Origin of the sequence: Chelativorans sp., from assembly GCF_031180965.1 — a bacterium.
Taxonomy (GTDB): domain Bacteria; phylum Pseudomonadota; class Alphaproteobacteria; order Rhizobiales; family Rhizobiaceae; genus Chelativorans.
In genome coordinates this window covers 1-21,989 of sequence record NZ_JAPSLH010000032.1, presented here as the reverse complement: position 1 = coordinate 21,989, position 21,989 = coordinate 1, and the positions used below count along the sequence as shown (strand labels likewise).

Annotated in this window: 21 protein-coding genes and 1 pseudogene; 13 read left to right on the top strand and 9 right to left on the bottom strand. The window is 62.1% G+C overall.

Features of this window, described 5'->3' with window-relative positions:
• Window positions 1-64: 64 nt before the first annotated feature.
• From RIN79_RS18575 to RIN79_RS18570, 3 genes are read left to right on the top strand one after another with little or no spacing between them, the layout of a single operon-like run.
• Window positions 65-1,042 (top strand): tripartite tricarboxylate transporter substrate binding protein, encoded by a 978-nt coding sequence (locus RIN79_RS18575; RefSeq protein ID WP_309086180.1) that lies wholly within the window; start codon window positions 65-67, stop codon window positions 1,040-1,042.
• Complete coding sequence (locus RIN79_RS21635; protein ID WP_375165974.1) at window positions 958-1,341, top strand: FCD domain-containing protein; 384 nt, start codon at window positions 958-960, stop codon at window positions 1,339-1,341. Before RIN79_RS18575 ends, RIN79_RS21635 begins: the two co-directional genes overlap by 85 nt.
• A gap of 60 nt (window positions 1,342-1,401) precedes the next feature.
• The gene (locus RIN79_RS18570) at window positions 1,402-3,132 is read left to right on the top strand and encodes an FAD-dependent oxidoreductase (protein ID WP_309086179.1); all 1,731 of its coding nucleotides are present in this window, start codon (window positions 1,402-1,404) and stop codon (window positions 3,130-3,132) included.
• Between the two features lie 25 nt (window positions 3,133-3,157).
• Here the strand turns inward: RIN79_RS18570 and RIN79_RS18565 are convergent, their stop codons facing one another.
• Window positions 3,158-3,973 (bottom strand): TIM barrel protein, encoded by an 816-nt coding sequence (locus tag RIN79_RS18565; RefSeq protein WP_309086178.1) that lies wholly within the window; start codon window positions 3,971-3,973, stop codon window positions 3,158-3,160.
• Between the two features lie 200 nt (window positions 3,974-4,173).
• Here RIN79_RS18565 and RIN79_RS18560 point away from each other — a divergent pair, with 200 nt between their 5' ends.
• The 4 genes from RIN79_RS18560 to RIN79_RS18545 all read left to right on the top strand — a co-directional run bounded on the left by RIN79_RS18560 (window position 4,174) and on the right by RIN79_RS18545 (window position 7,586).
• Window positions 4,174-4,791: a nuclear transport factor 2 family protein gene (locus RIN79_RS18560; protein WP_309086177.1), complete on the top strand. Its 618-nt coding sequence runs from the start codon at window positions 4,174-4,176 to the stop codon at window positions 4,789-4,791.
• A 26-nt stretch (window positions 4,792-4,817) separates the two neighbouring features.
• Window positions 4,818-5,891, top strand: coding sequence for a maleylacetate reductase (locus RIN79_RS18555; protein WP_309086176.1), 1,074 nt, complete (start codon window positions 4,818-4,820; stop codon window positions 5,889-5,891).
• Between the two features lie 19 nt (window positions 5,892-5,910).
• Window positions 5,911-6,777, top strand: a complete 867-nt coding sequence (locus RIN79_RS18550; RefSeq protein WP_309086175.1) for an intradiol ring-cleavage dioxygenase — start codon at window positions 5,911-5,913, stop codon at window positions 6,775-6,777.
• A 92-nt stretch (window positions 6,778-6,869) separates the two neighbouring features.
• Entirely contained in the window at window positions 6,870-7,586 is a 717-nt protein-coding gene (locus RIN79_RS18545) for a DUF4286 family protein (RefSeq protein WP_309086174.1), read from the top strand.
• 15 nt (window positions 7,587-7,601) lie between these two features.
• On the opposite strand, the gene RIN79_RS18540 is transcribed toward RIN79_RS18545, so the two are convergent.
• A complete protein-coding gene (locus RIN79_RS18540) occupies window positions 7,602-8,399 on the bottom strand; it encodes a shikimate dehydrogenase (protein ID WP_309086173.1) in 798 nt (265 codons plus the stop codon).
• Window positions 8,400-8,578: 179 nt separating this feature from the next.
• Here RIN79_RS18540 and RIN79_RS18535 point away from each other — a divergent pair, with 179 nt between their 5' ends.
• The gene (locus RIN79_RS18535) at window positions 8,579-9,394 is read left to right on the top strand and encodes an IclR family transcriptional regulator (protein WP_309086172.1); all 816 of its coding nucleotides are present in this window, start codon (window positions 8,579-8,581) and stop codon (window positions 9,392-9,394) included.
• 23 nt (window positions 9,395-9,417) lie between these two features.
• A complete protein-coding gene (locus RIN79_RS18530) occupies window positions 9,418-10,257 on the top strand; it encodes a sugar phosphate isomerase/epimerase family protein (RefSeq protein ID WP_309086171.1) in 840 nt (279 codons plus the stop codon).
• Here RIN79_RS18530 and RIN79_RS18525 read toward each other — a convergent pair.
• Window positions 10,243-11,202: an aldo/keto reductase gene (locus tag RIN79_RS18525; RefSeq protein ID WP_309086170.1), complete on the bottom strand. Its 960-nt coding sequence runs from the start codon at window positions 11,200-11,202 to the stop codon at window positions 10,243-10,245. The two genes, RIN79_RS18530 and RIN79_RS18525, sit on opposite strands and share 15 nt — an antisense overlap.
• A gap of 462 nt (window positions 11,203-11,664) precedes the next feature.
• Here RIN79_RS18525 and RIN79_RS18520 point away from each other — a divergent pair, with 462 nt between their 5' ends.
• Window positions 11,665-12,129, top strand: a complete 465-nt coding sequence (locus RIN79_RS18520; RefSeq protein WP_309086169.1) for a tripartite tricarboxylate transporter TctB family protein — start codon at window positions 11,665-11,667, stop codon at window positions 12,127-12,129.
• Window positions 12,130-12,144: 15 nt separating this feature from the next.
• Window positions 12,145-13,659 carry a tripartite tricarboxylate transporter permease gene (locus RIN79_RS18515; RefSeq protein ID WP_309086168.1) on the top strand — a complete coding sequence of 505 codons (1,515 nt, stop codon included), beginning with the start codon at window positions 12,145-12,147 and terminating at the stop codon, window positions 13,657-13,659.
• Between the two features lie 10 nt (window positions 13,660-13,669).
• On the opposite strand, the gene RIN79_RS18510 is transcribed toward RIN79_RS18515, so the two are convergent.
• From RIN79_RS18510 to RIN79_RS18485, 6 genes are all read right to left on the bottom strand, one after another.
• Window positions 13,670-14,419, bottom strand: coding sequence for an SDR family NAD(P)-dependent oxidoreductase (locus RIN79_RS18510; RefSeq protein ID WP_309086167.1), 750 nt, complete (start codon window positions 14,417-14,419; stop codon window positions 13,670-13,672).
• A gap of 8 nt (window positions 14,420-14,427) precedes the next feature.
• A complete protein-coding gene (locus tag RIN79_RS18505; RefSeq protein WP_375165975.1) occupies window positions 14,428-15,303 on the bottom strand; it encodes an alpha/beta hydrolase in 876 nt (291 codons plus the stop codon).
• Window positions 15,304-15,365: 62 nt separating this feature from the next.
• The gene (locus RIN79_RS18500) at window positions 15,366-16,448 is read right to left on the bottom strand and encodes an ABC transporter permease (RefSeq protein ID WP_309086165.1); all 1,083 of its coding nucleotides are present in this window, start codon (window positions 16,446-16,448) and stop codon (window positions 15,366-15,368) included.
• Window positions 16,445-17,248 carry an ABC transporter ATP-binding protein gene (locus tag RIN79_RS18495; protein ID WP_309086164.1) on the bottom strand — a complete coding sequence of 268 codons (804 nt, stop codon included), beginning with the start codon at window positions 17,246-17,248 and terminating at the stop codon, window positions 16,445-16,447. Before RIN79_RS18495 ends, RIN79_RS18500 begins: the two co-directional genes overlap by 4 nt.
• Window positions 17,249-17,309: 61 nt before the next feature.
• Entirely contained in the window at window positions 17,310-18,353 is a 1,044-nt protein-coding gene (locus RIN79_RS18490; protein ID WP_309086163.1) for an ABC transporter substrate-binding protein, read from the bottom strand.
• A gap of 40 nt (window positions 18,354-18,393) precedes the next feature.
• Window positions 18,394-19,842, bottom strand: a complete 1,449-nt coding sequence (locus RIN79_RS18485) for an FAD-dependent oxidoreductase (RefSeq protein ID WP_309086162.1) — start codon at window positions 19,840-19,842, stop codon at window positions 18,394-18,396.
• Window positions 19,843-20,083: 241 nt separating this feature from the next.
• On the opposite strand from RIN79_RS18485, the gene RIN79_RS18480 reads away from it, so the two are divergent.
• Together RIN79_RS18480 and RIN79_RS18470 are read left to right on the top strand one after the other, a co-directional pair.
• Window positions 20,084-20,980 (top strand): LysR family transcriptional regulator, encoded by an 897-nt coding sequence (locus RIN79_RS18480; RefSeq protein ID WP_309086161.1) that lies wholly within the window; start codon window positions 20,084-20,086, stop codon window positions 20,978-20,980.
• Between the two features lie 750 nt (window positions 20,981-21,730).
• Window positions 21,731-21,989 (top strand): annotated as a pseudogene (locus RIN79_RS18470) (hypothetical protein); the annotation flags it as partial.

Below are 21,989 nucleotides of genomic sequence, written 5' to 3'. Positions count from 1 at the left end.
ACGATTACGATGATATTGTCGACCGGCGAATACCTGAATAGGAGGAAACATGTTGAGAACAATAATGACGGCCGTCGCTGCCTTGCTGATCGGGGGCCCTGCCCTTGCGCAGGATTATCCCAGTCGCGACATCCAGGGCACGATCATGTGGGGCGCGGGCGGTGCCACGGATAACCTCGCACGTGTGATGTCACCGGCCGCCGAGGAGATTCTCGGCGCAAAAATCGTCCTAGTGAACAGACCCGGCGGTGTCGGCGCCATCGCGATGCAATACGTGCATTCCAGGCCGTCGGACGGATACAATATCCTCTTCGGCGCCGAGAACCCCCAATTGCACAAGGTGCTGGGCCTTTCCAATCTCGATTACAACGAATTCTACCCGGTCATCATCGTCGGCCGCAACATTCAGGTGTTCGTCGTGAATCCCGATGCCAAGTGGAAGACGCTGACCGAACTCGTCAATGACATCAAGGCCAACCCGGGCCAGATCCGGATGGGCGCAACCGGTCCTGGCGGTTCGCCGGCGGTGTCGATGGGCATGCTCAATTCGGTGGTGGAGGGTGAGGTCACGCAAGTTCCGTTCGACGGTGAAGGTCCTGGCCTCACCGCGTTGCAAGGCGGCCATGTCGACTTTATGCCGGTAAGCCTTCCGGCGGCGGCCGAGCTGCTGCGCGCCGGGCGCGTCCGCGGCCTTGTCGTCCTGGACAAGGAGTCGCTCGCGCAGTTCCCCGACATTCCGCCCATCACCAACGAGTATCCTGAACTGGGACAGTACCTCCCGTGGGGTTCGTTCCAGGGCGTATTCGTCAAGCGTGATGCGCCGGATGAGGTAAAGAAGACCCTCACCGAGGCGTTCGCAAAAGCGGTCGAGGTCGAAAGGGTGGACGATTTTATTCAGAAGTCGGGCATGGTGAAGATGGGGATCAGCGGCGCGGAAGCCGACGAGTTCATGAAGCGGTGGCAATCCGTGACGAGCTGGATCCTGCAGGACACGGGGGATGCGAAAGTCTCTCCGGAAGAAGTCGGCATTCCCAGGCCGTAAGCGGGACTTTTTTCCAGAACGCCATAGCGAAAATCAGCGGCGGGGCCTCAGCCTCGCCGCTTCAGCTTCGGCGCCTATGCCTAACATGTCAGGCCAGGACACGTACAATGCGAGCCGGATCCTGCTCAAGGCTCGCTGGCGCCATCCGACCCAGGGAGCATCGGCAAAGGACGTTTCAAGAACATCTCGAAATGGTCGAAGCCGTCGATAAGCGTGACGCGGCCGCCCTTCGCGGTTCTCTCACGGCACATATCGGCGAGATGGAGCCAAACTACAGGAACGCGCTACAGCTCATCTGACCTCGCTGCACCAAACTCCCCGCTATCCGCCGCCGACTCTGCCTCCGCTTGGAGTAAAAAGTGCCCACCATCTCTCTTTCTACCCTCCCAAGTGAAGCCCGTTACGATCTCGCGGTGCTCGGCGCAGGCGCACCGGGGCTCGCCTGCGCCACGACCGCTGCCCTTTTAGGATGTCGGGTTCTTCTGGTCGAGCGAACGTCGCATGTCGGCGGCACCTCCGCCTATTCGGCGGGAACACTGTGGGTGCCGAACACACGGCATTCGCAGGCATTGGGTGCGGAAGACGATTTTCAGAAGGCATCCGGCTATCTCGACCGCGCTGTCGGCAATCATTCGCCGAAGGCCATGCGGGACAGGTTTCTTAGCGCCGGACCGGAGGCGATCGCCTTTCTCGAAGATCGTGCCGGCATAAGGTTGCGGCCGCGCCCTTTCCACCCGGACTATCTTTCCGAGATCGAAGGGGCGACGACCGGCGGACGGGCGCTGGAACCGACGCCGTTCGACGGACGCCTGCTCGGCAAGGATCTCGATCTTGTACGACCGCCGATCCCTGAATTCACAATTTTCGGCGGCTTGATGGTGGACAAGGACGACATCGCCAGCCTGCTGACGATGACGCGCTCGGCCAAATCATTCCTGCGGTCGCTGAGGCTGGTCGGGCGCTATGCTGCCGACCGGATGCGCTATCGGCGGGGTACCCGGCTGGTGATGGGGAACGCTCTCGTCGGCCATTTGCTCCTGGCTGCGAAAAATGCGGGCGTGGACATAATGGTCGATGCCCGGGTCGATCAGCTGATCGAGATGAATGGACGTGTCGACGGGATCGTGGTCGAGCAAGGTGGCGCAACGCGCAGGATTCTTCTATCGCGCGGCGTGGTGCTCGCCACCGGCGGTTTTGCCGGCAACACGGAGATGCGGAAGCAAAAACTGCCTGCCGGGCTGCCTGAATTTGGGCCCGGCGCTCCCGGGCCGAAGGGCGAGTTGCATGAGATGGCGATGAAGCTAGGCGGCCATTACGGCACCGAGGCGTGGCAGCCCTGCTTCTGGGCGCCGTGCTCGATCAACCGGCGGCCCGACGGGTCGCTGGCGGTGTTTCCGCATTTCGTCTTCGACCGCAGCAAGCCGGGCACCGTGTGCGTCGGCCGCAACGGACGGCGCTTCGTCAACGAGAGTATCTCCTATCATCTCTTCGGCGCGGCTATGATCGAGCACAACAAGAACGGTGCGACGATCCCTGCCTATATCATCGCGGACTCGGTTGCGGTCCAGAAATACGGCCTCGGCATGGTGAGGCCAGGGGCGCGCGGCCTGAAGGAATATCTCGCCTCAGGTTACGTCACGATGGGCACTACTCCTCGCGAACTGGCCGACAGGCTCGGCCTAGACGCCGCAAATGTCGAGCAAACCATCGCACGGATGAACGAATACGCGGAAAGCGGCATGGACCCCGAATTCGACCGGGGCTCGACCGTGTACCAGCGCGCCAATGGCGATGCCTCGCATGGTCCCAACCCAACGCTCGGAAAGATTGCGACCCCGCCTTATTATGCCGTGAAGCTCTTCCCCTGCCCTATCGGCAGCGCAGAGGGTTTTGTCACGGACGAGAACGCGCGCATCTTGCGCGCGGATGGCTCGGCGATCGAAAATCTCTACGCCATCGGCAACGATATGCAGTCGGTGATGGGGGGCGTATATCCGGGGCCGGGGATCACGCTCGGTCCGGGCATCGTGTTCGGCTATATCGCGGCGTCGCACGCTGCCGGGAGAGAGGATCGAACGGCAGCTTGGTGACCAAGCGGCAGCGCCCGCGGCCAGATCAGCTCTTGACGCCGCATTCGGAAAGAAACGTCCGGGTCGCCTCCCCCGCGATCCGGCCCTGCTCCCGGAACTCGAAGCCGTTCAGTTCGGGCGTCGGCGCCTCAAGGCTTATCGGCAGTCCGCGCGGCAGGGCGTGCATCAGCGCAGAGACAGGCAACTCGCCGCGGCCCGGCAGGCGCCGATTGCTGCGCGCCTCAAAGCGGCGGTCTTCGATTGTGACAGGCGCTTGCGCGAGCCCGTCGCAGATCTGAAGGTAGGAGAAGAGCTTGGGATCGTATTGCGCGATCTCCTCAGGCTTGCAACCAGCGCGGAAGAACTGAAGAACATCGATCAACATGCCTGCATCGGGCTGCGCAGCCTCCTTGATGAAGGAAGCTACCTCATCAAGCGTCTTCAGGCTCGTGTAGGTGATGAACTCCAGCGCCACCTTCAGGCCCAACGAACGGGCCAACTCACATACATGGCCGAAGCTTTCCAGAAGCCGCGCTCTGTTGTCGTCATAGCCGACCACAAGGACATATTCTGCCCCGAGCCGTGCGCCGACCTCGAAGGGGGCGCGAAGCGTCTCAAGGTCGGTGGTGGAGGCTATCCAGACCGCCTCGATGTCCAAGAGCCTTATGCCAGTTTCGCGAAGGCGCCGCCCGATGGCAGGGATTTCGGTTGGGTCGCTGAGGACGTCAATGAAGGGGTCTCCCTTCCGAGGGGGGATGAGACGGATGCCGCAATGGCTGAATCCGCCGGCAGCCGCCGCGTCGATGAGGTCCAGAGGGTGGGCATCGATCATCGTCAGGTGGTGCAGCGAAAGTACAGACAATTTACACCTTCTTCTGGGGAGTTCTGGGACGCCCACTCGGCAGCCTTTGGGCCGTGAGCAAGCGGCTTCCACCTCTTAGCCCATCCATTAGCCCGCAGCCAGCTCTAATTCACAGTTACGAATTAGGCCGCATATAAGAACAATTCGGTTTACATGGCGAAGATGTTCTCTTATGTGCACTGAGGATGGTGGAGGTTTGCATGAACGATGTTGCTCGGTGGGATCGCGAAGCGATCAGGGAGCTGGTTGAGAACTGGGTCGTGTGGCGTGACGCAGGTCTTTGGGAAAAGTTTCGCAGCGTGTGGCACGATGACGGGCGGATGATGGCCACCTGGTTTCAAGGCTCCGCCGACGACTTCATCCGCGTGAGCCGTGAGGGGTTCGAAAAGGGCGTCAGAATCCTGCATTTCCTGGGCGGCATGTCCATCGAGCTGAGCGGAACCCGGGCCATCTCGCAGACGAAGATGACGATCTCGCAGCGGGCGGAGGTTCAGGGTGTCACCTGCGATGTGGTGTGCACCGGCCGCTTCTATGATTTTCTCGAAAAGCGCGACGGCCGGTGGGGCCTGGTGCTAAGACAGCCAATCTATGAAAAGGACAGGATCGACCCTGTCGATACCGCCGCCGCATCGCTGAAGTTCGATGCCGACCGCCTCGCCTCCTTCCCCGAAGGCTATCGGCACCTCGCCTACATCCAGTCGGAGATCGGCTATAAGATCAAGATGGACATGCCGGGGCTGACTGGCCCGAAGGTCGAGGCGCTCTATGCCGAGGGGGCGCGCTGGCTGAGCGGTAAAGCGCTCAGATGGGATGAGTAGGAAGTTGCCCTGATCGCGAGGAGCCGGTGATGCAGCCCTTCTTCTATGAGGCCCTGCCTATGAGGGTGGCCTACGGGTCGGGAACGCTCGGCCTGCTGCCCAACGAGACGCAACACCTTGGCATCGACAATGCTCTGGTGCTTTCCACACCGCAGCAGGAGGACATGGCGCGTCGGGCGTGCGAGCTGCTGGGAGAGCGCTGCGGCGGGTTTTTCAGCGGCGCGCGCATGCATACGCCGACGGACGTCACGCAAACGGCACTGGAGCGGCTGCGGGCGGCAGGGTGCAACGGCATAGTGGCCATCGGCGGCGGCTCGACCATCGGCCTTGCCAAGGCGCTGGCCCTGCGAACGGATTTGCCGCAGATCGCCATCCCCACGACCTACGCCGGCTCCGAAGTGACGCCGATCCTGGGCCAGACGGAAAACGGGGTGAAGACCACCTTGCGGTCCCCGGCAGTCCTTCCCGAAAGCGTCATCTATGACGTCGAACTGACGGTCGGGCTGCCGGTTGGAATATCGATCACCTCCGGCATCAATGCGATCGCCCATGCCGTCGAAGCGCTTTATGCCAAGGACAGAAACCCGGTCATCTCGCTTATGGCGGAAGAAGGCGTCCGCGCCTTGGCACGCAGCCTGCCGGTCATCCATGAACGGCCGCACGATCGCGAAAGCCGGAGCGATGCGCTTTATGGGGCGTGGCTGTGCGGTGCGTGCCTTGGTTCGGTCGGCATGGCGCTCCATCACAAGCTGTGCCACGTGCTCGGCGGCTTGTTCGACCTTCCCCATTCCGATACGCATTCGGTGATCCTGCCGCATGCGGTGGCTTACAACAGCCAGGCCGCACCCGAGGCCATGGCGCGCATTGCCGCGGCGCTCGGTGTCGAGCACGCCGCCAGCGGCCTCTACGAGCTGAACGTCAGGCTCGAAGCGCCCACGAGCCTGGCGGAAATCGGCATGCCGGAAAGCGGCATCGAGGCGGCGGTTGACCAGGCAGCAGGTTCCGACCCCTATTGGAACCCCGCCCCTATCGAACGCGACCGCATCCGGGATCTCCTCATTCGAGCATGGTCGGGTCAACCACCGGCCACGGCAGGCTGAACCTGACTGGGAGGAATGGATGCGGAATTTCGACGAACACACCATCACACAGGCGGTCATTGCCAGCCTTTCGGCCACGACCAATCCGCGTATCCGGCAAATAAGCGAATCGTTGGTACGGCACCTGCACGATTTTGTACGCGAGATCGAGCCGACTCAGGCGGAGTGGGCGCAGGCGATCGAATTCCTCACAGCCGCGGGACACATCACGGACCACAAGCGCCAGGAGTTCATCCTGCTGTCGGATACGCTCGGCGTTTCCATGCTCGTCGATGCCATAAACCATCGCCTGCCCGACGGGGCGACCGAGACGACGGTGCTCGGTCCGTTCTACGTGCAGAACCCGCCCGAATTTCCAAACGGGGCGAATATCTCCGCCGGCACGGACGGTGAGCCTCTCCTGGTAACCGGTTCCGTGCGGGACACCCATGGAAACGGGCTGGCAGGCGCCGTGATCGACGTATGGCACTCGGATGAGGATGGATATTACGATGTCCAGCACACCGAGGCGGAGGGGCCCAACATGCGCGCCCGCCTGCGCGCACGCGATGACGGTTCATTCTCTTTCTGGACCACCATGCCGGCCGCCTACCCTATTCCGCATGACGGGCCGGTCGGCAAGATGCTCGAGCTCCAAGGGCGTCATCCCTACCGTCCGGGCCACGTGCACTTCATGATCGGCCATGGCGGCTTCGAGACACTCGTCACCCATGTCTTCGTGGAAGGAGACCCGTATCTGGATTCGGACGTGGTGTTCGGGGTGAAGGACTCTCTCATCAGCCGCTTCGAGCACCTGCCCGCGGGACCGGCTCCGGACGGAACCGTGCAGGAGCGCCCCTGCCGGCATCTCAACTATGATTTCGTCCTGGCGCCTGCGAAGACCTGAGCGGCATGAAACTGGCTGCGATACCCGCGGACGCGGGTGGGTGAAATGCCAGCTCATCAGGTGCAGGTCGAGGCAAAGAGGTAACGCTGAAGATGATGGGTTTTCGAGGCACGGCGTTCATTGCACTGTGGAACGGTGTGGATCCTGAGCGCGCCGCCGAATACAACATTTGGCACACACGCGAGCACGTGCCGGAAAGGCTTTCGGTGCCCGGCATGTGCAGCGCCCGACGCTACCGCCGGCTGCAAGGTCCGCTCCACGAATACTTTACCCTTTACGATCTGGAAGACACCGGCGTTCTGGCGAGCGAGGCCTACCGGCATCTTCTTGAAAATCCCACGGAATGGTCCCGGTCCATGCGGCCATCCTTTCGCGGGTTCTTTCGCCTTTGCTGCACGCGGGAGGCATCATACGGAGGGGGACTGGGCAGCATTCTTGCGGCGATGGTGTTTGGCGAGGATGTCAACCCCACAACCCCGGACCTGCAGACAGGGCTGCGCGGGTTCCTCGAGGAACCGTCTGTCATAGCGGTCCACCTGCTTGAGCGGGACCCTTCCGTGCCGCCGGTGCCCTTTACCGTCGGCGGGGAGACACCCGCCCTTCCGGAGGCTGGAGCAATTCTGTTCGAGAGCTTCGACGCGGAGGCGTTCAAGGCGGGCCTACCCGGCCTTGTCGACCGGCTGAATGGGATGAGGCTCTCCGAAGCGGCGACAACGCTGACCGTTTACCAGCTCGCTTCTGCACTGGATCGCGAGTCGCTCGCAAAACAGCATCTCTGTTCCGCGAACGGCAGGCTAGGAAGGCGCTGAGGCGGCTGCCTGCAGTCAGGCTCCCTCAAACCAGAAATCATACATGGAGCGGCGCGCGGCCAGGAACATCTCGACACCGGTCGAGGTGCCGCAACCGCGCTCCCGTGCCGCCTGCAGCAGCGGTGTCACCTCCGGCACGGTGATCACGTCGCTGACGAAGGCGCCGGCGTCCAGCCGTTCCACGTCGAGCGGAAGGGAATCGCTCGAAGCCATCCCTGCGGGGGTGGCGTTGGCAACGACAGCGAAGCCTTTCGGGTCGGCAGAGCCGGTGACCACCTTTTCACCATGCCGCTCCCGCAGCCGCGCAATCAGTGCATCGCGCCTGGCCGGATCGGCATCGTGCACCGCGAGTTCGGAGGCGCCTGCGTCGAGAAGGGCAAGGCCGATCGCGCTGCCGGCGCCGCCGGCGCCGACCAGCAGCGCACGTTTGCCCTCGATGGTGCAGCCATTCGCCCGCATGGCCCCGACGCTGCCGACGCCGTCCAACATATCGCCGTGCCATGTGCCATCGCGATTGCGGCGCATGATGTTGCATGAGGTGAGTAGGCGCGTGCGCTCAGACATGGTGGCGCACACGCGCGCGGCGGCGAATTTGTGCGGAATGGTGATTGCGAAGCCATCGACATTGAGCAGCGCGGCAGCGGCCGCGACGAACGCCTCGAAATCGGCAGGCGGGACATCAATTGGAACGCAAATCGCGTCGCGGCCATGCTCCTCGAAAAAGCGCGTCATTCCTGCCGGGGCCTTCACCTGGGCGATGGGGTGGCCGAGAATGAAATAAACGCGCGTTGCGCCGCTGTAGCGTTCAAGCATTGCGTTCTCCGCTCCGGCGGGCGGCGTGGCTTGAAACCGCCCCGATGACTCTCAGAATGGACCTGCATTTCCTCTTGCGATATTGTTCGATTATGTGAACAAGTTCGATATGTAAAGCACCCGGCAAAAGAGTAGAGACTTCGGCGGGGGTCTCTCGGCCGGCAAAGCGGAAGATGAGAATGGACCAGCAGGAACTGCCTACGCGCGCGCGACCACCGGCAACCGAGGACGGTGCGGTCAAATCCGCGACCAGGGTATTGGATCTCTTCGAGTTCCTCGGACGCTGGGACGCCGAGAAGACACATACCGCCATTGCCGAGGAACTTGGAATCCCCAAGAGCAGCCTCACCCAGCTTCTGAAGACGCTGGTGAGCCGCGATTACCTGACCTACGTGCCGGCCACTAAGGGATACGCCCTCGGCCCCGCCATCGTGCAACTGGCGACACGGATCAACGAGGGCAACGACCTGGTGTCGATCGCACAGGGAACGCTCGCCTGGGTCACATCCGAGACACAGGAATCCTGTGCTCTGAATTATATCAAAGGCGACAAGTCGGAAGTGGTCGCCTGCGTCATGAGCCCTCACCGCCTCCTCTACCACATGCGCCAGGGGGATACGGCGCCGCTCTACGCTACCTCCGGCGGAAAGGCTCTCCTGGCGTTCCTGCCGAACGAGATGCTGGAGGAATATCTAGCCCGGGTGACTTTCGAGCAGGTAACGCCGAACACAATCACCAACGCTGACGATCTGAGGCGGGATCTCGAGCAGGTGCGCAGCCAAGGCGTCGCTTTTGTCGTCGAGGAGTTCACACCGGGCATTGCCGGCGTAGCACGCCCGATCCTTAGCAAATCCGGTTATCCGATGGCGTCGATCAACGTTGCGGTGCCGGTGGCGCGGTTCGACGCCGCTACGCGGGATCTGTGCATCGTCACCCTTCGCAAGGCGGTCGACAGCATTCATCAGCGCCTGCATCGCGCGGGCACGACCCGTTAGAATTTTCACATAGGGGCCGCAGAATGAAGCTCAAACTGGGAGGCAGCACCTTCTCGTTTCTTTGGCGCGAACCCGCCCTTGCATCGATGAAGCGGCTTTCAAGCATTCCCCTCAACGATTTCGACGTCCTCCTCGCCGCGGGCCACCTGTGGTTCGACGATTTCGGCGCCCCCGCGCGGCGAGAGCTGCGCCGGATGCTGGAGGGAGAGGGCCTGCGGATCGAGTCACTCAACCTGCCGGCACTGGACTTCAATCTTGCAAGCGTCGTACCGGAAGTCCGCGCGCTCACGGTTTTCGCCTACAAGAAGACGATCGCTCTTGCGGCGGATCTCGGGGCGCGCGGCGTCGTGGTCGTTCCCGGCCGTGTCTCAGGCCTTATGGCGCCCGATCGCGCCGACAGCCTCGCTTATCTCACCGAAACGTCGATTGCGCTGCTCGAGGCTGCAGGCGAGTCCAATTGCCGGCTGTTTTTCGAGTCGCACCCGCAGACTCCCGTCCCGACCGCAGATGCGCTGGGCGAGTGGGTCAGCAGCCTCCACTCACCTTTCGCGCTGATAGCTTATGACGTGGCCAATGCGGAATTCATCGGCGAAGATCAGTCCGCGGCAATTCGGCGATGGGGTCCGCTCATCGGACAGTATCACCTGTCGGACGCCACCCGCACAGCCTGGCGCCATGATCCCCTGGGCAAAGGCTCGGTGGATTTCGCCGCCATAGTAGAAGCCATCGCCGAGCAGCCTTTCGACGGCGCGGCGATCCTGGAGATCATCTCCAGCGATCCCATTGCCGACATGCAGCGGGGGATCGATCTGATCCAATCCACGCATCGCGCCGGAACCGCTTCCCGATCAACCTGGGCGTGACGCCGCGTCCTGTTCGAGTTCCTCCCACAGCCCTTCCGGGATGGGCATAGCGAGGAGGTCGAGATTCCGCTGCAATTCGTCTGCCGAACGGCTTCCGAAAACCACGGTCGATACCGGCGGGTGCCGCGTGGGAAACTGCAAAGCAGCCGCCGGAAGGGGAACGCGGTGGCGGCTGCAGATCGCCTCGATTGCTGCGACTCTGGCGAGCACGTCAGGCGTGGCCTCGCGCATGTTGTGGAATGCGCCGGGCACTGCCCCTGTCGCCAGGATGCCTGAATTGAACGGCGAAGCTGCAATCACGGCAGCTCCCGTTTGGAAGCAGTGATCCAGGAGCGGCGTGCATTCGCGGTGGAGCAGCGTGTACTGCCCGGCCGGCATGAATGCATCGAAATTACCCGCGCGTGCGAAATCAAGGCAACTCCTCCACTCCATGGTGGCGACGCCGATGGCACCGATCGTGCCGGCCTCGCGCAGGTCCTTCAGCGCTTCGTAGGCACCGATCATCGCTTCTTCGAAGCGCTGTTCGTAGCGATCATCATGCAATTCCCTCGTCAGATCGTGGATCATGACAAGGTCGAGCCGGTCACGCTGCAGGTTCCGCAGACTTGTTTCCACCAAACGACATGTCGCGGCGGCCGTGTAGTCGCACGTGGAATTCTTGCCGCTGGGATCAATGCTCGATCCGGTATGGTTCTGTGTTCGCCCAACCTTGGTGGAGACGGTGAAGCTCTCGTCAGTATGAGCCGCAAGCGCAGCGCCCAGCCGCCGCTCGCTTTCGCCGCCCAGATAGAGCGCGGCTGTATCGAAATAGCGGATGCCTTCGCTGACAGCCAAGTCGATCATCTCACCAAATGACGCCGCGCCCGCGGCGTTGGCGAGACTGCCACAGCCTACGCCCACCGCCGGAAGGGCGATTCGGCGTGCAATGCTTAGATCCATGAGCATCGATCCTCCGACTTGAGCGGCGATGTCTCAGGTCCACGTCCCCGACTACATACCGCACCGAGCTACTTTGCACAAAAATTTGTTCTTGTGTATGTCTTTGTTCACAGTATAGAACTCCCAGCCGGGAGACGTTACCAGGCAAGTAACTTTGCGTGGAGGAGCTCATGTCACGGAATGTCATTGCCATGCGGCTGCGATCATGATCGCGGCCGAGAACGAGCGCGTGAACAATTTCGTCACCAGATCGGAATGATGGAGATGGCGATCAGCGGCAAAGAAGCTGACGCGTTCCTGAAGGGCTGACTGTCAGTGACGAACTGGATCTTGCAAGAAATCGGCGATGCCGATTCTCTCCCGACCGGATCGGCATCGAGTGCCCTTGAACGGTTCGCTTGGATATTGCAGGGGTGAATCGTTGCGGCGGGGCTGAAGCCCACGCCGCCGTCGCAATGGAGTCTAGCGATGAACGAGTTTCAATCACGCGTCCCCGGCGCAATTCCGTTCTACGTCGTGCTGCTCGCGTCATCCTGCGTCCTCCTCTGGGAGGCGTGGCGGATCGAGGGCTTTGGCGCCCTGAGCGGCCCCGGCACATTTCCGATGATCGCGGCGGCGGTGATGGTCCTCTGCATCCTTTCGCTTCTGGTGCGCGCTTTCGCGCGACCGCGCGGAACGGAGGAGAAGCCGCCGCTCACTGAGCGATTCCCCAAGATCGTCACCTTGCCGATGATCGGATACGTCCTGCTTTGCGCTGCATACGTCCTGGCGCTCGAGATCGCCGGGTTCTGGATAGCATCAGCGGTGTTCCTCTGCGTGTCGTTCGCCGTGCTCCACCAAAAGGGCCTGCTCAAGGCGGCGATTGCCACGGCGGCTTCGCTGGTATTCGTCTACATCGTCTTCAGGTTCATCTTCCAGATCTACCTGCCCTGACCGGGAGCGCCGCAGATGCCCGAGACCCTCAGCTACTTTCTCATGAGCTGGCTCGATCCCAGCCTGCTCCTCATCGTCGCGGTCGGCACGTTCGCTGGCGTCTATGCCGGGGCAATTCCAGGCATTTCGGTCACGATGGCCGTATCGGTGCTGATCTCCTTCACCTTCTCGTGGGACGTCAATGCCGCTCTGGCGATGATGGTGGGCGTCTATTGCGGCGGCGTCTATGGCGGCAGTCGAACGGCGATCCTGCTCAACATCCCGGGCACGCCCGCCGCAGTTGCAACGGCCTTCGACGGCTACCCTCTGGCAAAATTGGGAGAAGCTGGAAAGGCGATCGGCATCAGCACCGTGGTTTCGGTCATCGGCGGCTATATCGGCATCGCCATCCTCGCCGTGGGCGCTCCCATGGTCTCGGGAATTGCTTTGCAGTTCGCTCCACGGGATTTCCTGCTGCTGGCCATGATAGGCTTGCTGCTCGTTGGAGGCCTTTCCGGAGGATCACTGGCAAAGGGTATTTTCGCGGCAGCGCTCGGCGTGCTCATCGGCCTGGTCGGCCTCGACAACCTGACGGCCCAGCCGCGCCTGACCTTCGGCAGCGTCAGCATGCTCGGGGGCATATCCTATATCGCTGCGATGATCGGCTTCTTCGGTGTCGCCGAGGCTCTTTATCAGCTGCGCGATCTGCACATCGATCCGATAAAGCAGCAGGTCTCCAAGATCGTTCCCGCCTGGAAGGAGGTGCGGAAGTATCTGCCTCTCTCGATTCGCAGCTCCGCCATCGGCGTCATCATAGGCGCATTGCCCGGCGCCGGCGGCGACATCGCGGCGCTGATCGCCTACGACCAGGCAAAGCGAACCGTGAAGAATCCAAGCCGCCCCTTTGGAAAGGGAGCTTACGAAGGGCTCGTCGCGCCCGAATCCGCCAACAATGCCGTGATCGGCGGGGCGTTCGTGCCGATGCTTACGCTCGGTATTCCCGGGGACGCCGTCACCGCGCTGTTCATCGGCGCGCTGTTCATTCATGGGCTGCGCCCCGGCCCGATGCTCATGGTCGACACGCCGCACCTCTTCTGGTTCATCGTGGGCGCTCTCGTGCTCGCCAACAGCCTGTTGCTCATCATCGGCCTCACGGGCGTGCGCATCTTCACCAGGATCATGACAATGCCGCGCGGCTTGCTGATCCCGCTGGTGATCCTTTTGTCGGTGGTCGGCACCTATACGATCCAGAACAGCTTCACCGACGTCTACTGGATGCTGGCCTTCGGCGTTCTCGGCTACTTCATGAAGGTTTATGGCTTCGAGCCGGGTCCAGTCATCCTGGGCGTGATCCTGGGTCCGCTCATGGATGTTTCGTTCAGGCGGGCCATCCTGTCGTCGCGAGGCGACTTGATGGACTTCTTCACGTCGTTCTTCGTGAATCCCATCTCGCTCGTGCTTACGATAGCCTTCCTGCTGCTTATCCTGAACCAGACGCCGCTCTGGGGCAGGATCTTCAACCGCAGGAAAGCAACGGCGGGACCGGGCTGACCAGCCCGTCCTATCCGGGCTGCGGCGCGAGCTGCGCACCTCCGCAAACATGGAGGATATCGCCGGTGATGAAGGATGCGCGGTCGGAGGCAAGGAAGGCGATAGCCCCGGCTACATCCTCCGGCGTGCCGACTCGCTCCAGGGGTGTGATCCTGATGAAGGATTCGACGAGGTCGTTATTCGCCTCGACGGCTTTCTTGTTGAAGGGGGAGTTGAGAAAGCTCGGCGCCACCGCATTGACGCGGATGCGGTCCCTGCCGAGCTGAACAGCCAGGGCCATTGTGAGGCCGATAAGCCCCGTCTTGCTGGAAGCATATCCGAGGCCGGTGCCGCTCAGATAGACCCGGGATGCGACATTGACGATGCTGCCCCCGCCTGTCCGGCGCATCAGCGGCAGCGCCTCTTTGACGAGGAGCATCGGTGCCGTGAGATTGACGGCCATAACGGCGTTCCATTCGTCGAGGTCGACCTCGGCGATCTTCGGCGCCCCGCTTCGACCGGCATTGTTAACGAGGCAATCGAGCCTGCCGAAGCGTTCTCCTACACGCGCGACCAGCGCCGCCACGGCGCCAGGTATCGAGAGATCGACCGGCTCCGCAACGGCTTCGACGGGGTGATTGCTGCGGATTTCCTCGGCAACAAGCTGCGCGGCTTCCTCTGCCTTGTCTGCAAGGACCACTGAAAACCCATCACTGGCAAGCATGCGCGCCGTGGCCGCGCCGACGGCGCCAGCGCCGCCCGTGATCAATGCAACCTTCATGTATGCTCCTAAAGCTGTGCAGCACCGCGTGCAAAGCAGCGGTGAAGGAATGGGACGAGGGCTTCGACGACTTTGTCGCAAGCCCGTTCCGGCTGCAGATGTCCGCCTTCCAGCCCCTCGCCAGAGACATCCGCGGCCCAGCGGCGCCAGACGGATGGCGGGTCATCGGAGCCGTTACCGGCGCTCCAGAGATAAAGCACCGGGCATTCGAGCATACGCCGCGCCGCGCGGTCGGCGCGCTCATGCTCAAGGTCGATGCCGAGCGCAGCGCGATAATCCGCAAAGATGGCTTCCCGCACGCTTTTGCTGGCGAAAGCCGCGCGGTAGTCGGCGAGCGCGCGCGGATCCAGCCTGTCGAGGCCGCCGGCCATTCCAGCCAAAACGTGATCCAGATAAGAGATTGGGTCGGCTCCGATCAGACGCTCGACCAGTTCAGGCGGCTGCATGAAAAAGAACCAGTGCGGTGCGCGGACCGCGAACCCACCGTCAATCTGCTCCCATACATCAAGGGTGGGGATCACGGTCAACGAGGCGAATGCCGCCACCTGATCGGGAAAATCCAGCGCGAGGCGGTAGCCTGCCCGTGCGCCACGGTCGTGGCCGGCAATGGCAAAGCGCTTGTGGCCAAGCGCTTCCATGGCTTCGGCTATAGAGGCGGCGATCGTGCGTCGGGATGGTTCGCTCCGTACGGCACCGGCAGGCGACAGCGCGCTGCGCCCGTATCCGGGCAGATCGGCAGCGATGACGCGAAACCCGCTCTCGGCCAGCTTCGGCGCCACGCGGTGCCACGCCGCCAGCGTCTGCGGGTAGCCGTGTAGAAGGAGCACCGGAGGCCCCTCGCCCGCGCTCAATGTGTGGATTGTCGAGCCATCGCCAATCTCCACCGTCTGCTGGATGAATGCTGGGAAAAGCTCCGTGAGCACATCGCCCCGAGCGGCAGCGGTTCCTATCGATGCCATGGCATCATTCTCCGCTGCAGCCATTGCAGCAGGTAGGTCAACATGATGCCGAGCAGCATCACCACAACGAGGCCCGCATACATCTTTTCCGGGTTGAGAACCTCCCAATAGTAGAAGGTGATGAAGCCGACGCCCTGTTTCGCGCGCAGGAACTCGACGGAGATGATGACGATCATCGCCGTGCCGAGCGCGATCCGCAGCCCGGCGAATATGACGGGCATAGCCCCCGGCACGATGACGTGGCGCATCATCTGCCAGCCATTGGCTCCATAGTTGCGCCCCGCCATCAGATAAACCTTGTCGATGCCGCGCACGCCAGCCATCGTGTTGATCGTCATCAGGATGAAAACGGCCAGCGCCACGACGAGGATCTTCGGTCCCTCGCCGAACGGATCGGCGAAAATGAGCATCACGATCGGGAAGATCGCGATCTTGGGTAAAACGTAGACAGCTGAGATGGTGGTATCCAGCATGAGCCGGACCGTCTGATTGACACCCATGACGACCCCCAGCAGGATGCCCGGCACGGCGCCGAGGATGAACCCGATCAGCACGCGGCTGACCGTTGCCAGCACATGGCTTTCCGACAGCAGTGCCCAAACTCCGGCAAGGCCGTTCTGCGAGAAGGCTTCGGGGATCAGCCATGGGCGCCCGAGAAGGCTGGTGCCCGACAGCCGGTCATAGCGCACGATCATGTCCCACAGGCCGGCGGCGATTTTGCTCGGCTGGGGGAACCAGGTTGTGTTGATCATGCCGGTGTCGCCGGCGATCTGCCACAGGGCAAGAACAGCCAGCGGAAAGCCGAACGCGAGCGACCGCTCATAGGCGCTCCGGGCGCGCGGAGACACCATGCGGCCGATGCGCTCGCACACCAGGACCAGTGTCACAAAACTCGCGACAATCGCCAACCAGGCCAGCGGACGCCACAAGCCGACCGCAAAAAGCGCCAAATTGAAGACGACTATGCCGCCGAAGAGAAGGAGAATGGCGCGACGGTCCGCGTCACGCACGGCAGCGGAGTTTACCGTCAGGCCTGCGTCCTGCGCGGCGGAATGGGGAAGCTCGCTCATTGCTGTTGCTCCATGGCGCGGCGAACCTCGTGACTGAGCTTCTCCCAGATCATCGCGCGGTACTCGGCAAAACGCGGTCCGTTGATGGTTTCGATGCTGCGGGGGCGCGGCAGGTCGATATTGAACGTGGCAAGATGCTGGCCGGGCTGGGCGCTCATCAGAATCACGCGATCACCGAGGAGCACCGCCTCATCGAGGCTGTGGGTGATATAGACCACAGTCTTGCGCGTCTCCTCCCAGATGCGCAGCAATTCCTCCTGCAGCACGACGCGCGTCTGTGCATCGAGCGCGCCAAGCGGCTCGTCCATCAGCAGGACCTCCGGGTCGTTTGCCAGCGCGCGGATAATGCTGACGCGCTGCTTCATCCCCCCCGAGATCTGGTGAGGATAATAGCCCGCGAATTTCGCCAGGCCGACCCTGTCGAGCCAGTAACGGGCCACCTCGAGCCGTTTGGTCCGCGACACGCCGCGCATCTCAAGGCCAAAGGCCACATTGTCTATGACGGTCTTCCACGGGAAAATGGCATACTCCTGGAAGACGACGCTGTTCGATGGCTTTCCCGGCTCGTCGCCGGGCGAAACGCGGATCGACCCCGCCGATATGTCGTCCAGTCCGGCGACCATCCGCAGAAAGGTGGACTTGCCGCAGCCCGATGGACCGACGATGCACACGAACTCGCCATCGGCGACTTCTAGACTGAAGTCTTTTACCGCGACGGTCTCGCCATCGATGGTCGGATAGATCTTGGAGACGTTGCGCGCTAATATCTTCGGCATGGCAACGGCGTTTGCCCTTGTCATTTGGCTGTCCCTGCAATGCGGGCGGGCATCGGTGCGCCCGCCCATCCAAGAGAAGGCAGTTCTACTGCCTGCCGATGGCCGCGATCGCCTTGTCGACAAAGGTCGTGTCGATTGCCTTGCTGAGGTCGAGCGGCTCGTCATATTCCGTGCGACCATTTTCCCGGTGCACGCGCTCCATGTCCGCGAGCCCTTCAACCGGAATTTCGATATTGGGATCGTAGATGACTGGCGCTCCCTTGCGCAGTGCTTCCTCGGTGGAAGCGGTATGCTTCACATAGGCCTCGATGTTCTCCGGCGAGAGATAGTCGTCGCCCTGCATCATGCGCGCTGCCTCGGCAAGAGCCAGAACGAAGCGTTCCGCCACCTCCGGCCGCTCGCTGATGAGCTTGCCCGAGGCAACGAATGCGACAGTCATCAGGCCGGGCGTGAAATCCTGCGCGAGCACCACGCCGGTGCCGGCATTCAGGACCTCGTCCGAATAGGGCGAGCTCAGCAGGGCGGCGTCAAGCGACTTGCCCTGGATCGCCGCGGGCATATCCGCATTGCCGATATTGATCAATTCGACGTCGCGGATCGTCAGGTCCGCCTGCTCGAGCGCCTTGCTGACGAAGAATTCGCCGCCGCTGCCGGGTCCCCCCGCCGCGCCGATCTTCCTCCCCTTGAGATCGGCGATGGATTTGACCTCGCCGCTATCGGACAGGTCCTTGCGCACGATCAGCTTTGTCGGGCCGTTGGTCATGGGATCGAGCGCACCCGGCGCAATGATGCGCACGTCCAGGCCCCGATCCCACGCCGACCACAGGGATGCCACGATGGAGATGCCGCCCACATCGACGCTGCCCTGGTCGAGAAAGGCGATCGCCTCCGTTCCGGATTTCACGCGCTCCAGCGTGACGTTCAGCCCGTATTTGGAGAAGATGCCCCGCGCTTCGGCGACATAGGCCGTGGCGAACTTCATGATCGGCACATAGGCGACCTTCACGTCGACAGGTGGATCCAGGGGTGCCGGCTCCGCGGCCGAGGCTGGCTGGACCGCCAGCAGCGCAAAGGCGCCCATGCCGGCGATCAACCCGCGCCAGCACTTCCCGAACATGTCAGCGATCATTTGTTTCACTTCCTTTTTCTTCTGTGATTGATTTGCCCACCTACCGATCGTATCCACCAGCTTTCGCTTCCGCTAGTTCTTCCATGGAATTAAGAAAAGCTCCCTGTGCGCGGAGCTTTTCCTGCAAATCTGCTATCGGGATGTCGGCGGGGCGAAGACCGCGGTCTGCGGCAATGGCCGCGGCAACACCGGCCGCGTGGCCGGTGAGCCAGCACTGCGGAATCTCCCGCATGAACGAATGGCTGGTCGCATCGCAGGCGAGATGCCGCCCCGGCGCGAGCAGGCCATCCAAATCACGAGGCACGATGCTGCCATAGGGGATGGAGATGTTCGCGAATTTCGGGGCAAGAGAAGGCGAGACGCCGATCTCGTCCGGCGCCACGCGACCATCCCACATTTCGCGGGTGAGGCGGCTGACGGCCTGCAGCCGCCGGCCATGTCGCACGCCGAGCTGCGGCGCCGAAAGCATGATATAGGCATCGCCGAAGCCGGGCGCATGCTGGCGGTAGAAGGCAAGATGCTCGAGCATCAGCTGGTGGCTTCGGATCTCGACTTCGGACAGGTCCTCCACCTTCAGGGCGGAGTAGCCGGCAAGCCTCGGCCCCATGAAGACGGCGATGTCGTTGCGCCATGAGACGACCGGCTTTTCAAAAAAGCGAAGCGCCTCGCGCCCCCGCGCCATGAAGGCGGAGAACTGTTCCGGGGTTTGCGCCCTGAAGCGCAGGAACGCATCCATGTCCACGCCGGCAAACATCCACGCGGTGTTCATGCAGCCATGGATGTCACGCGCATCGACCTCGGTTTCGAAGCCGGCGCCGGCACGGGCATAAAGGTCGCCATCCCCGGTGGCATCGACGACAATTTTGGCCAGGACGGCACGCCGTCCCTCCTTGCTCTCGAATATGCAGCCGGAAACCCTGCCATCCTCGACCACAGGCCGTGCGCCCCAGGCATGAAAGATCGGATGAACGCCGGCTTCCAGCACGAGAGCGAGGGATTCCGCCTTGAGCCATTCGGGATCCAGCGTTGGCGAGTGGGTGACCGTGTTGTGATAGGCCGCCGTGCGCAATGACCAATAGGCGACCTTGTCGGGATCGTGTGAGCCCCATTCCGCTCGGCTCGGCCCGGCGATCTTGCTGGAGTCCAGTCGCGACAGCAGTTCCTCCGCAATCCCGCGGATGACGTGACGGCCGCTCCAGTCCGTCATGCGGTCTATCCAGACGACCAGCCCGCCCGTGGAAAGCCCGCCGAGGTGGTTGTACCGTTCGAGCAGCACGACATCCGCGCCGAGCCTCGCTGCCGCCACGGCGGCCGCGGTCCCCGCCGGGCCGCCACCCACAACCAGCACATCGCATTCGGTGTGGACCGGCACCGGTTGCGCCGGCTCGTGCATGACACGGCTGGAGGGCTTGCGGCGCTCCAGCCTCTTTGTCTCGAAAGTCTCTGCCTGGAAGAAAAGCCGGCCGCCCTCCTCGCTCATCGATCCCATCGAATTCCTCCGTTCCCATTCAGATGGTGCGTGGGCGCCAAGCCTGACGACGGACGGTTCCCGAGAGAGCGGCGCGAGCGGTAGCGGCAACAGAGGCAGTTGTACTGCTCGAAAATCATGAATCCTCCCACGGATGTCGGTGCTGACCGGCCGCTTGGGATAATATGTCCGGCAGATTGGTTGATAAATTGAAGCTTGTGAGGGTATTAGTGAATGATACTAATCAATAGCTGGAGCTACGATGGACGTGCTGGGGCTGCAGGCCTTCATACAGATCGCGGAATCCGGCAGCTTTCGCGGAGCGGCAGTCGCCATGAACCTGTCGCAGACCGCGCTCAGCCATCGCATAAAGAAGCTGGAGGCAGACGTGGGCGTCAGCCTCTTTCAGCGCACGACCCGAACCTTGACGCTCACCCGCGCCGGCCAGGAGTTCTTCCCCAAGGCACGCGAAATGATGATGCGGCTGAACTCCCTCTACGATAGCCTGAAGATCGAGGGGCAGAAGGCGCATGAGCGCGTGAGCATCGGCTGCCTTGGCTCGCTCGGCGAACTCTACCTGCCGCGCGTATTGCGTCTTTTCCGTGAGCAGAACCCCGATACGGATGTTGTGATCTATGACGAGCATGCAGCCATGCTGAGCGACCGGGTGGCCGCGGGGGAAGTACAGTTCGCGCTAACAATCCTCGGCGCGCAGCGGTGGGCGGAGAAGCAGCGGCGGCTCTATGATGAGGATTTCGTGGCTGCCGTGCCCGCCGACCACGCTCTGGCCGACAGGCAGGAGCTGACATGGGCAGAGCTTGCCGGACATCGGTTGGCGCGCGTCTCGAACACCACCAGCCACGGGGTTATCCTGAGCGAAAGTTTAGGGGAGGTCGCTCACCAGCTGAACTGGTGCTACGAAGTCCAGCGCACCTATATGGCAGGCGCCCTGGTGCTTGGCGGGTTGGCGATCACCGTGTTGCCGCGCGCTGCAATACCGGTGAGCGACTCCTTGCGCATCATCCCGATCAGAAACCCGACGGTGAAGAGGACGGTTGGCATTATCTCGCAGGAAGGTGTGCCACTGCCTCCCAAGGCGCTCCAGTTGCAGCGCATACTCCTGCGCGAGATTGCGCGGGCCCAGAAGGTGCGCGGCTGATTACCGACAAGCAATATGGTTCAACTTAAACTAGCAGGTCGGATAGCTTCTGAACTTCTTCGGCTCGTTGTCGCCTTGAAGTTCCGGAAGTCTGATATCATGGCGGTTCAGGGACGGACGCAGTGAAGACCGCGAGAGTTGCCGGATGGTCGGCTGGAGCGTGTGAATCGTGCGCAGAGCCACTCCCGACTACCCTCCCGAGCAACCCAGAGCCTCTAGCCGCTTATCGATCCATGAACGGTCCAGCGTTCCGGAGATGGTCTGCTCCATCTGGAGGGCTTCTGCCGCCGCTTTCGCCTCAGCTCGTTCGGCTATGGCTTCGAGTTCCGCGCGAGGCACCGACAAGACGCCGTAGGCGTCGCTAATTCGACTTCAAACGGATTGAAGTACCCCTGGACGAGCTACGAGCAGCGGGATGCAAATTTCTGGTCTGAAGCGGGACGGGTTGATCGGGATTGAGGAAGCCCACGCGACAGAACCATCCCTGTTGTACGACAGCGTAGGCGAGATCAGCGAATTGCATGGGCCTCAAGGGCTCGCAACGACCGGGAGCGACGTTTGCTTCAGACCGCCGTCTGATGATGCTCGATGATCGCTGGGCACTCACAGAGGCGGCAAGATGCGTATATCAACGGCGTGACAGCATGCCGTCCGAGGAACGGGGACGTGTGCATCAGTAATTTTTTTGATGCACATTGATTCGGTGTGTGCAGCAATATATAACTTGATGCACACACCGAACGGAGAAGTATGGAAATCATCGCTCACAGTCGACCGGCCATCGTGGCGTATCAAGACCTGCTGCGTCTTCATCTCGACGAAAAAGCCTCTAGCCTGATTGGCACCATCGAGGAGCGACGGCGCAACGGACGAACCTATCTTTACGAGCGCTTCCGGATCGGGACCGAGATGGTGAGCAGGTACCTCGGTGAAGACAAACCGGAGCTACGCACACGCCTTGAACGCGCCGAAGCTTTGAAGGCCGAGCCTGGTCATCCGCTTCCGGCGC